Below are 11,031 nucleotides of genomic sequence, written 5' to 3' on the forward strand. Positions count from 1 at the left end.
AAATCAGCCCGTCCGGCGTTTGAGGACGAGGCCGGAGGCCGATTGCTTTTCGGGGGTGCCAGGGGGCGGAGCCCCCTGGTTTCGGGAAGGGGCGCCCGCGCGCGGAGCGCGCTAATGGATGCAGTGGGGAGCCCCCGGCAAGGTCACCGAACCCGCACCCCCAACCCCGCCGCCACCCCCAACAAAACCCCCAACGTCAGAAACGGCGCCCCCACCCCCGCGACCCCGGCAACAAGCCCGGCCCCCGCAGGCGCAGCCACCTGCCCCAGCCGATTCCCGGTGAGCCGCAACGCAAGAGCCGTGGACCGCGCCCCGGCAGGGGCCGCCTGAACGACCGTGGTCATGGAGAGCGGCTGCCCGACCCCGAGACAGAAGCCCAGAAGAAGCAGCGTGACGCCGAGCGCCCACACGGGCAACGGCAGCGCGACCAGGGCGCAGAGCGCCGCGGACAGCAGACAGGTGCCGGCGATGAGGACCCGGCGCCCCACGAGCCGGATGAGGGGCGTCATGACGAGCCGGCAGGCGATCGTGGCGCCCGCCCGCAGGCTGAGCAGCACGCCGACGGTGGCGGGCGCGATGCCCCGGTGCTCGCCGACGACGGGCAGGTACGCGGTGAGGATGTCCGTGGCGGACAGCACGGCGAGGCTGATGAAGATCCCACCGGGTACGCCGCGCGTACGCAGGATCCCGAGCACCGGCACCTTGCCGTCCTGCTCGGCCGGGACGTCGACGCCGGACGGCGCCGTACGCACGTACTCGATCCGCCACAACGACCCACAAGCGACGGCCGCGACACCGGCCGCCGCCACAAGGGCGACCGCGCTGGTGCGCCCCGTGTCGCCGCCGATGACCGCACCGGCGGCGAGCGGGCCGACCAGCTGGCCGAGGGACGCGCCGATGGTGAAGTGGCCGAAGTTGCGGTCCTGTTCGGCGGGCGCGGACTGGCGGGCGACGATCGACTGGGCGCCGATGACGAAGCAGAGGTGGCCGAGGCCCATCACACCGCTCCACGCGGCGAGCGCGCCGAGCGAGGCCGCGGTGCCGCTGAGCGCGCAGCCGCCCGCGATCAGGGCGACGCCGACGGGCAGCAGCGGCGCGCAGCGGCCGTGGTCGGTGCGGCGGCCGAGGGGAACGGCGGCGAACAGCGGAAGCAGCGCGTACACGCCCGCGATCACGCCGATCGCGCGCTCGTCGGCGCCCAGGGACAGGGCCCGGTAGGAGACGGCGGGCCGGGCCATCGACACCGCCCCCTGCGCGAAGCAGAAGGCGATGACGAGGCGGAGGAGCCAGCCCCTGCCGGACGGAGTGCGGCGGCGCGGGCCCCGGGGCGAGGCGCACCGCGCCCGGGGACCGCTGCGGCTGACGGGCATCCGGCGTCAGATGATGCCGAAGAGGATGCCCGCCCCGAGCACCACGAGCGAGGTGAGCACCGCCCACTTCACGGTGAACCGGGTGTGGTCGCCGAACTCGACCTTGGCCATGCCGACGAGGACGTACACGGCGGGCACGAGGGGGCTGGACATGTGCAGGGCCTGCCCGGCGATGGAGGCGCGGGCGATCTCGATGGTCGAGACGCCATGGGCGTTGCCCGCTTCGGCGAGGACGGGCAGGACGCCGAAGTAGAAGCCGTCGTTGGACATGAAGTACGTGAGCGGGATCGAAAGGAGGCCGGTGACGAGGCCCATCTGGCCGCCCATGCCGTCGGGGATGGCGTTCACGAGCCAGTCGGCCATGTGGTCGACCATGCCGGTGCCGGTGAGGACGCCGGTGAAGACGGCGGCGGCGAAGACCATGCCGGTGACGTTGAGTACGTTCTCGGCGTGGGCGGCGATGCGGGCCTTCTGGTCGGGCATGTGCGGGAAGTTGACCGTGAGGGCGAGGGCCGCGCCGAGCAGGAACAGGACCGGGATCGGCAGCCACTCCATGATCATGGCGGTGAGGAGGAGGACGGTGAGGGCCGCGTTGAACCAGTAGAGCTTGGGGCGCAGCGTCGGGCGGTCGGGGTCGAGCCCCTGGAAGCCGTCGTCCTCGGAGTCGTCGGCGGAGCCCTTGGCAGAGCCCTTGGCGGAGCTCTCGACGGACTCGGCGTCGGTGCCGGAGCCGGAGCCCGCTGCCCCGACGGTCTTCGCCGTCGGAGTCCTCTTCGTCAGGGACGCACGCCCGTCCGCCTCGTCACCGGCGCCCACGAGCACCGTCTCCTGCTCCTGCTCCCGCTCCAGGACCTCGTCCAGCGAGAGGACGCCGAGGCGCTTGCGCTCGCGCAGGCCGAGTGCGTACGCGAGGACGAAGACGGCGACGAGTCCGACGGCGAGGGCCGGGATCATCGGGACGAAGATGTCGGCGGCGTCGACCTTGAGCGCGGTCGCCGCGCGGGCCGTCGGGCCGCCCCAAGGCAGCGTGTTCATCACGCCGTTGGCGGTGGCCGCGACGCCCGTCATCACGACGAGGCTCATCTTCAGGCGCTTGTACAGGGGGTACATCGCCGACACCGTGATCATGAAGGTGGTGGAGCCGTCGCCGTCGAGCGAGACGATCGCGGCGAGCACGGCGGTGCCGACGACGATCCGCATCGGGTCCGCCTTGCAGAAGCGCAGGATGCCGCGGACGATCGGGTCGAAGAGGCCGACATCGATCATGACGCCGAAGTACACGATGGCGAACATGAGCATCGCGGCCGTGGGCGCGAGATTTCCGACGCCTTCGAGGACGTAGTCCCCGAAGTGGGCGCCCTTTCCTACGAAGACGCAGAACAACGCGGGGATCAGCACAAGGGCCGCGATCGGCGACATCTTCTTCATCATGATCAGCACCAGGAACGTGGCGATCATGACGAATCCGAGGATTGTCAGCATGGGGGCTACCTATCGTTCACCATCGAACTGCCACCAGGTCTGGCGGTGCGGATGACGGTAGGACCCGCCGTCGAGCGTTAACAAGGTGTTGACGTGCGAGCAATAAGCGCAAAACTCCAGGTCAAGAAGTTGCTGGTAGAGGAGCGGCCGTCACGGGGAAGCGGTGGTGACCGTCACCGGGAAGCCGTTGAGCACGGCCGTGCCGGAGAGCGGGTCGAGGAGCGTGCCGTCCAGGAGCTGGTTGACGTTGGCCCCGGGGTCGGCGGCGGCGACCGCGAGGCGGGTGCCGGGGCGGTCGTGGCCCCAGCCGTGCGGCAGGCTCACCACGCCGGGCCGGACGGCGTCGGTGACCTCCACCGGCACGGTGATCTCACCGCCGTCGGCGCTCACGCGCGCGGGGCTCCCGTCGGCGAGGCCGAGCCGGGCCGCGTCGTCGGGGTGGACGTGCAGGGTGCAGCGGTTGGAGCCGCCCATGAGGGCGGGGACGTTGTGCATCCAGCTGTTGTTGGAGCGCAGATGGCGGCGGCCCACGAGGACGAGCCCGGCCGGGGCGTCGTCCAGGGCGCGGGCGAGGCGGGGCAGGTCGGCGGCGATGGGCTCGGGCAGGAGCTCGATCCGGCCGCTGCGGGTCCGCAGGACCTCGGGCAGGCGTGCGGCGAGCGGGCCGAGGTCGATGCCGTGCGGGTGGGCCAGGAGCCGGTCCAGGCTGAGCCCGTCGGGGTCGGCGCCGAAGCCGTCGCCGTACGGGCCGAGGCGCAGCATCATGTCGAGGCGCCGCTCGGGTCCGCTGTCGCCGGTGAGCCGGTCGGCGAGGTCCTTGGGGTCGCGGCCGTGCACGGGCCCGTGCGGGTCGGCGACGGCCTTGCCGAGGGTCTTGCCGATCACCATGGCGTCGACGGCGGACGGCTCGGCGCCGTGCATCCCAGTGGCGGCGAGCGTGAGTCTGGCGAGGATCTCCGACTCGGCCATGCGGCCCGGCTCCAGGGGGACGGCGGCGCGGGTGTAGCGGGCCTGGTTGCGTACGGCCAGGGCGTTGAAGGCGAAGTCGTGGTGGGGGCTCTGGGCGGGCGGGGGCGGGGGCAGGACGACGTGGGCGTGGCGTGAGGTCTCGTTCAGGTACGGGTCGACGCTGACCATGAAGTCGAGTGCCGCGAGCGCCTTGTCGAGGCGGTCGCCGTCGGGCGCGGACAGGACGGGGTTGGCGGCGATCGCCACGACGGCCCGGATCGGACTGTCGCCGAGGCCGCTGTCGGGCACCCGCGGCGGGGTGTCGATCTCCTCCGCGAGCGCGGCAAGGGGCAGCTCGCCCTTGGCCTCGGGGTGTCCGCTCACGCGGCTGCGCCAGCGGCCGAGCGCGAAGCCCTTGCCGGGGCCCGCTGGGCGCGGGGCGCGGCCCGTGGCGGCGAGCGGGAACAGGGCGCCGCCCGGCCGGTCGAGGTTGCCGGTGAGGACGTTCAGGACGTCGACGAGCCAGCAGGTGAGGGTGCCGAAGGCGACGGTGCTCGCGCCGACGCGCCCGTACACGGCCGCGGTCGGCGCCGCGGCGAGTTCGTGGGCCATGGCGCGGAGGGTGGCGGCGGGCACGTCGCAGGCGGCGGCGACGGCCTCGGGCGTGAAGGGGCGTACGGCGTCCGGGAGTTGGTCGAGTCCGGTGACGTGGTCCGCGAGGGCGCCGGGGTCGGTGAGCCCGTCGGCGATGAGGACGTGGGTGATCGCGGCGAGCAGGAGCGCGTCCGCGCCGGGCCGGATCGGCACGTGCCGGTCGGCGAGCCGGGCGGTGCGGGTGCGGCGCGGGTCGACGACGGTGAGCGTGCCGCCCCGGGCGCGGAGCGCCTTGAGCCTGCCGGGGAAGTCGGGGGCCGTGCACAGGCTGCCGTTGGAGTCGAGCGGGTTGGCGCCGAGCATCAGCAGGTGGTCGGTGCGGTCCAGGTCGGGCACGGGGATGGCGAGCGGGTCGCCGAAGAGCAGGCCGCTGGAGACGTGCTTGGGCATCTGGTCGACGGTGCTCGCGGTGAACAGGCTGCGGGTGCCGAGTCCGCCGAGCAGCACCGGCGGGTAGAGGGCGCCCGCAACGGTGTGCACGTTCGGGTTGCCGAGGACGACGCCGACCGCGTGCGGGCCGTACCGCTCGACGACGGGCCCGAGCCCGGCGGCGACGGCGTCGAAGGCCTCGTCCCAGGTCGTCTCCTCCAGGCGCCCGTCCTTGCGGACGAGGGGCCGGGCGAGCCGGTCGGGGTCGGCGTCGGCCGCGCCGAAGGAGGCGCCCTTGGGGCAGATGAAGCCGCGGCTGAACACGTCGTCCTTGTCGCCGCGCGCACCGGTCACGCGGGAGCCGTCGACGGTGAGGGTCAGTCCGCAGGTGGCTTCGCAGAGCGGGCAGATACGCAGGGCGGTGCGGGGCATGAGCCCTCCCGGGTACGACTACGACGGCGACGGCGCGCGAACGCCCCCAGCATACCGACCGGTATGGACAGCGCCAGGGTCAATCGTCAGGGGTCAGCCGCCAGGGGTCGGCCGAGCGCCCGTGCGACATAGGCGTGCAGCAGGACGCGGGTCTCCTCGACGAGCACGGGGTCCCCCGACGGGTCGTCGCGGAAGGCGAGTTGGAGCAGCGCGTCGACGGCCTCGACGCTGACGAGCATGGTGCGGCGCAGGCGGGCGTCCAGCGGGCGGCCGAGGTGGTCGGCGAGTATCCGGGCGACCCGGTCGGCCACCGTCTCGTTCGCGTCGGGCAGGACGTCCGGCGCCGCGGGGATGCCGAAGTCGACGCGGCCGAAGCCCGGCACGGTGCGCTTCATCAGGAGGTACTCGTCGAAGGCGGCCTCGACCGCGCCGCGCAGGTCGCCGTGGGCCACGCCCGCCATGCGCGCGGCGACGCGGCGGGCGTAGGCGTCGAGGTTGCGGTGGGCGAGCGCGCCGGCCAGGGCGCGCTTGTTGCCGAAGAAGCGGTAGACCGAGCCGATGGGGACGCCCGCGCGCTCTGCGACGGCCCGGGTGGTCAGCTCCTCGTAGCCGGCCTCGTCCAGGAGGGCGGCGCAGGCGTCGAGGATCCGGGCCAGACGCTCGGCGCTGCGCCGCTGCACGGGGGTGCGGCGCAGGGCGGCCGGGCGGCTCGGGCCGCGTAGCTCCGGGGAGTCGCGCATTCCGGGAGAGTAGAGCACTGTTCACATTTCATGGATCCCTCTTGCGCCGGGAAATCGCGAATCCTACGGTGTTACATAGGAATCATGAGCCAGACACCGCTGGCCAGGGAGCCGAGGGAGCTGTCATGAACGGGGACCACCCGAGGGACGACGCACGCAAGACCGCCGAGGGGCTGAGCTACCTCTCCGGTTTCGGCAACGAGCACAGCTCGGAGGCGGTGCCCGGCGCCCTGCCGCACGGCCGCAACTCGCCGCAGCGCGCCCCCCTCGGCCTGTACGCGGAGCAGCTGAGCGGCACCGCGTTCACCGAGCCCCGCGCCCACAACCGCCGCTCCTGGCTCTACCGCATCCGCCCCTCGGCCGCGCACCCGGCGTTCACGCGCGTCGACAACGGCGCGCTCCGCACGGCCCCGTTCACCGAGTCCGTCCCCGACCCCAACCGCCTGCGCTGGAACCCGCTCCCGGAGCCCGCGCCCGGCACCGACTGGCTCGCGGGCCTGTGGACCCTCGGCGGCAACGGCGACGCGACGCAGCGCACGGGCATGGCGGTGCACCTCTACCACGCCAACGCCTCCATGGACCGGGTGTTCAGCGACGCCGACGGCGAGCTGTTGATCGTCCCCGAGCACGGCGGCCTGCTCCTGCGCACCGAACTGGGCCTGCTGCACGCCGAGCCGGGCCACGTCGCCCTGATCCCGCGCGGCGTCCGCTTCCGCGTGGAGCTCCTCGACGAGAGCGCCCGCGGGTACGTCTGCGAGAACTACGGCGCCGTCTTCCAGCTCCCCGACCTCGGCCCGATCGGCGCCAACGGCCTGGCGAACGCACGGGACTTCCAGGCCCCCGTGGCCGCGTACGAGGACGTCGAGGGCCCGGTCGAGGTCGTCAACAAGTTCTGCGGCAACCTCTGGTCCGCCACCTACGGCCACTCGCCGCTCGACGTCGTCGCCTGGCACGGCAACCACGTCCCGTACGTGTACGACCTGCGCCGCTTCAACGTCATCGGCACGATCTCGTACGACCACCCGGACCCGTCGATCTTCACGGTCCTCACCTCGCCGTCGGACACCCCGGGCCTCGCGGGCGTCGACTTCGTCGTGTTCGCGCCGCGCTGGCTGGTCGGCGAGGACACCTTCCGGCCGCCGTACTTCCACCGGAACGTGATGAGCGAGTACATGGGCCTGATCGAGGGTGCGTACGACGCCAAGGCCGAGGGCTTCGTCCCGGGCGGCGGCTCGCTGCACAACATGATGTCGGCGCACGGCCCCGACCGGGAGACCTTCGAGCGGGCCAGCGCCGCCGAGCTGAAGCCGCAGAAGATCGACGACGGCCTCGCGTTCATGTTCGAGACCCGCTGGCCGGTCACCGCCACCGCGCAGGCCGCGAACGCCGACCACCTGCAGCGGGCCTACGACGACGTGTGGCAGGGTCTGGAGCGTCATTTCCGGCCGTAGTACCACCACTTCCGGCCGCTGTCCGCGTCATATCGGAAGTACGGAGTTCCACGTGACCGCTTTCGCCCCGGACTCGATCGTCCTGAACCGAAAGCTGCCGCTCTGGTATCAGGTGTCGCAGTCGCTGCGCGCCTCGATACTCGGCCGCACGCCGGACGCCCCGCTGCGCCTGCCCACCGAGGAGCAGTTGGCGGGGCACTACGGCGTCAGCGTGCTCACCATGCGGCAGGCCCTCAAGGAGCTGGAGGACGAGGGCCTGATCAGCAGGCACCGGCGGCGCGGCACGTTCATCGAGCCGACGGCGCAGCGGGGCTCGCCGGTGCGCCTGCTCGGCTCGGTCGACGCGATCGTGGCGCAGCAGTCCGGCATGGACACCAAGCTCCTGTCCCACGGCCGGGAGCCGGTGCCCGCCGAACTCGCCGAGCACTTCCCGGACCTCGCCGACGTGGCGACGTACCACCGCCTGCGCAGCGACGCCGAGACCGGCGAGCCCACCAACCACGCCCGCAACCACGTCCGCCCCGACCTCGCCGAGCACATCGACCCCACCGACCTGGAGCGGTGGCCGATGACGAAGGTCCTGCGCGACGTGGTGGGCGTGGCCATCTCCCGCATCACCGACACGGTGGAGGCCCGCCTCGCCGACCCCGAGACCGCCCGGCTCCTCCAAGTCCCGCTCCTCAGCCCGATCCTGCACTACACGGGCATCACGTACGACACGGAGGGCCGGGCGCTCGACGTGGCCCGGATCCAGTACCGCGGGGACCGGTTCTCCTTCACCGTCACGCTCGACGCGACCTGATGGCCGCCTGTCGGCGCGTCGTACGATGCCGGGCGTGACGCACGACGAAGCGCCGCCGCTCGCGGATCTCATGCCGTGGTCCGTCGCGCCGCTGCGGCCCGGCCGCGGCTGGCCGATGGGGCCCGACGCCGCGTCCCTGAAGGCCCGTTGGGACGCGTTCGTCCGGGCCGACGCCGAGGGGCGCGAAGCGCTCTTCGGCCCCACCCGGGCGCGCAACCTGCACACCGCGGTCGCCCAACTGCCCGGCTTCGGCGGCGCCACGGTGCGGCTCGCGCGCGAGACGGGGCCCTGCCCGGAGCCCGTCCGCGTCCTGCACGGCCCCTTCGACGCACAGTGGCTGATCCCCGACCACCGGCTCATCGACCAGGCGCGGCCCGAGCTGTGGCGGGTGCGCGGCGAAGGCCAGCTGTTCCTCACCGAGCAGGGGTACGTCCCCGACGCCGACGCGGGTCCGGCGGTCCTCGCGTCCGCGCTGCTGCCCGACGGCCGCTCCCCCGCCGGGCGGCCCGGCCGCATCAGGCCGCTGTTCCGGCGCCCCGGCCGCGCCGAGCCCAATGTGGCGCCGGGGCTCCTCGCGCACCTCTCCCGGCGGTACGGGACGGACGTCACGCCCGAGGCGTTCCTGGCGTGGACGCTGGTCGCCGCGCGGTCGTCCCCGTCGGGCCCCGTGGTGCCGCTGACGTCCGACGCGGGCGCCTGGGCGCGGGGCGTCGAGGCCGGGCGGCGCGCGCTCTGGCTCCAGCTGCGCGGCGACGGCGAGCGGCCCAAACTGCCGGGCGGGCGGCGGCCCTACGTCCGCGCCCCGCTGCCCGCGCGGCCGACGGAGCTCGCGTACGACCCCGACGAGGAGGCCCTGCGGGTCGGCGACGGCGGCGTGGTCTCGCCGGTGCCCGCCGGGGCGTGGGACTTCCGGGTCAGTGGCGTGCGGGTCCTGGAAACGTGGTTCGCGCGGCGCGTGGACCGGGCCGAGCCGGGAACGCTCGAAGCGATCGGACCCGGCGCCTGGCCCCAGTCCTGGACGTCCGAACTCCTCGAACTGATCACGGTGTTGGCGCTCCTCGCGGAGCTCGACCCCTTCGACGCCGGAGGGGAGCCCCCGGTCACCGTGGCCGACCTGCACGCGGCGGGCGTGCTCCCGGTGCCGGACCGGGCGCGGCGCCCGGCGTCGGTCCTGGACCACCACGAGGAGGGCCCGGAGGGCCAGTTCGCGCTCCTGTGAAGGCCAGGCACGTGAAGGCTAGGCACGGCTCCCGCGTCCCGTCGGCAACAGCGCCGCCAGGCTGAGGAACTGGAGCACGGCGAGGAGCACGATGCCCGTCCGGAAGCCGGGCACTCCCCCGCCCCCGACCCCGTACGCGAGCGCGGCCAGCGCCGGGCCCACGGTGAACGCAAGCGTCCGGAACGTGTTGGTGACGCCCCCGGCCGTGCCGACGAGCTCCGCCGGAGCCGCCTCCAGGATGGCCAGGCTCACCGGCGTGCCGAACAGCGCCTGGCCCGCACCGGTCACCGCGAGGCGCCAGCCGATGTCCCACAGGCCCGCGTCCAAGCCGAGCGTGAGCATGCTCAGCACCCCCACCCCGCAGACCGCGGCGCCCACCGCGCCCACGAGGCGCTTGGGGAAGCGGTCGGCGAGCGCCCCGCCGAACGACGCGGTGAGCGCCACCGCGCCGATGAAGAACATCATCGCGAGCCCGGTCAGAGACGCTCCGGCGTCCAGGACTTCGGAGACGTAGAAGGGGAGGAGGAAGTAGGACAGGCCGACGATGCTGCCGCTGAGGAACAGCGCGAGCACCGAAAGGCCCACGGCGGGGCGGCGCAGCAGGCCGAGGACGGGGCGTGCGGTGCGCAGGCGCGCCCACCACACCGCGCCCGCGAGCGCCACCGCGGCGAAGAGTCCCGCGGCCACCGGCGCGTCCGCGTCGATCCGGTCGAGGGCGACGAGCAGCGCCGCGACCGTGCCGCCGAGCACCAGGCCGTCCCCCACGAGCGCACGGCTCGGCGCCGCAAGGCCCTTGTCGCCGCGCGGGATCAGCCGTGCGCCGAGCCACACCACCACGATCAGGACGGGGAGCTTCAGGAGGAACACCGGCCGCCACCCGTACGCGTCGACGACGGCCCCGCCGAGCGACGCGCCGCCCATGGCGCCGAGCGGCATGACCGTGGCGACGAAGCCCATGGCCCGGCCCCGCTGCTCCGGCGCGACGCTCGCGGCGACCACCGGCATGTAGAGCGCCGCGACGACGGCGCCCGCCACGCCTTGCAGGACCCGGGCCGCGAGCAGCACGGGCAGGTTCGGCGCGAGGGCCGCGAGCACGCTGGTCAGGCCGATCGCGGGCACGGCGAGCAGGAACACCGCGCGTACGTCCACGAGGTCGCTCCAGCGCCCGGCGGGGATCGCGAGCGCGGCCGTCGGAAGCCCGTACGCGAGCAGGACCCACTTGGCGGCGGCGGAGCCGACACCCAGTCCCTCGCCGATCGCGGGCAGCGTCACGGAGGACAGGCTGAGCTCCAGCGTGACCATGAGCATGGCCAGAGCCATCACGGCGACGGGCGCCCAGCGGGTACGTGGGGTGTGGGCGGTGGTCACGGAGGTCTGCGGAGTCATGCGCCGACGCTAAAAAGCACGCGCCGCCCACCGCCTCTGTCAAACGACCGGGTTCCGCCCGGGGGCTCCGCCCCCAGCCCCCTCCTATCCGGCGCTCCGCGCCTCGCCCTCAAACGCCGGGCAGGCTGATTCCCCCACCCACCCGCCCTCTCCTGGGGCTCCGCCCAAGACCCCGCTC

8 protein-coding genes are annotated in these 11,031 nt (G+C 73.6%); 3 read left to right on the forward strand and 5 right to left on the reverse strand.

Annotation, left to right across the window (positions count from 1 at the left end; genetic code table 11):
- Positions 1 to 143: 143 nt before the first annotated feature.
- The 4 genes from ACFWZ5_RS41490 to ACFWZ5_RS41505 all read right to left on the reverse strand — a co-directional run bounded on the left by ACFWZ5_RS41490 (position 144) and on the right by ACFWZ5_RS41505 (position 5,995).
- Positions 144 to 1,370 (reverse strand): MFS transporter, encoded by a 1,227-nt coding sequence (locus ACFWZ5_RS41490; protein WP_384892311.1) that lies wholly within the window; start codon positions 1,368 to 1,370, stop codon positions 144 to 146.
- 6 nt (positions 1,371 to 1,376) lie between these two features.
- The gene (locus ACFWZ5_RS41495; protein WP_384803739.1) at positions 1,377 to 2,852 is read right to left on the reverse strand and encodes a CitMHS family transporter; all 1,476 of its coding nucleotides are present in this window, start codon (positions 2,850 to 2,852) and stop codon (positions 1,377 to 1,379) included.
- Between the two features lie 150 nt (positions 2,853 to 3,002).
- Positions 3,003 to 5,255 carry a molybdopterin oxidoreductase family protein gene (locus ACFWZ5_RS41500; protein WP_384803742.1) on the reverse strand — a complete coding sequence of 751 codons (2,253 nt, stop codon included), beginning with the start codon at positions 5,253 to 5,255 and terminating at the stop codon, positions 3,003 to 3,005.
- Positions 5,256 to 5,341: 86 nt separating this feature from the next.
- Positions 5,342 to 5,995 carry a TetR/AcrR family transcriptional regulator gene (locus tag ACFWZ5_RS41505; RefSeq protein ID WP_384803745.1) on the reverse strand — a complete coding sequence of 218 codons (654 nt, stop codon included), beginning with the start codon at positions 5,993 to 5,995 and terminating at the stop codon, positions 5,342 to 5,344.
- 125 nt (positions 5,996 to 6,120) lie between these two features.
- Here ACFWZ5_RS41505 and hmgA point away from each other — a divergent pair, with 125 nt between their 5' ends.
- From hmgA to ACFWZ5_RS41520, 3 genes are read left to right on the forward strand one after another with little or no spacing between them, the layout of a single operon-like run.
- On the forward strand, positions 6,121 to 7,446 hold the full coding sequence (hmgA, locus tag ACFWZ5_RS41510) for a homogentisate 1,2-dioxygenase (protein ID WP_384803748.1): 1,326 nt from the start codon (positions 6,121 to 6,123) through the stop codon (positions 7,444 to 7,446).
- A gap of 52 nt (positions 7,447 to 7,498) precedes the next feature.
- On the forward strand, positions 7,499 to 8,248 hold the full coding sequence (locus ACFWZ5_RS41515; RefSeq protein WP_384803751.1) for a GntR family transcriptional regulator: 750 nt from the start codon (positions 7,499 to 7,501) through the stop codon (positions 8,246 to 8,248).
- 25 nt (positions 8,249 to 8,273) lie between these two features.
- The gene (locus ACFWZ5_RS41520) at positions 8,274 to 9,467 is read left to right on the forward strand and encodes a type ISP restriction/modification enzyme (RefSeq protein ID WP_384803754.1); all 1,194 of its coding nucleotides are present in this window, start codon (positions 8,274 to 8,276) and stop codon (positions 9,465 to 9,467) included.
- Positions 9,468 to 9,485: 18 nt separating this feature from the next.
- Here the strand turns inward: ACFWZ5_RS41520 and ACFWZ5_RS41525 are convergent, their stop codons facing one another.
- Positions 9,486 to 10,853 (reverse strand): MFS transporter, encoded by a 1,368-nt coding sequence (locus ACFWZ5_RS41525; RefSeq protein ID WP_384803757.1) that lies wholly within the window; start codon positions 10,851 to 10,853, stop codon positions 9,486 to 9,488.
- Positions 10,854 to 11,031 lie beyond the last annotated feature (178 nt).

It is taken from the genome of Streptomyces sp. NPDC059003 (genome assembly GCF_042740445.1).
In the GTDB taxonomy this organism is placed as follows: domain Bacteria; phylum Actinomycetota; class Actinomycetes; order Streptomycetales; family Streptomycetaceae; genus Streptomyces.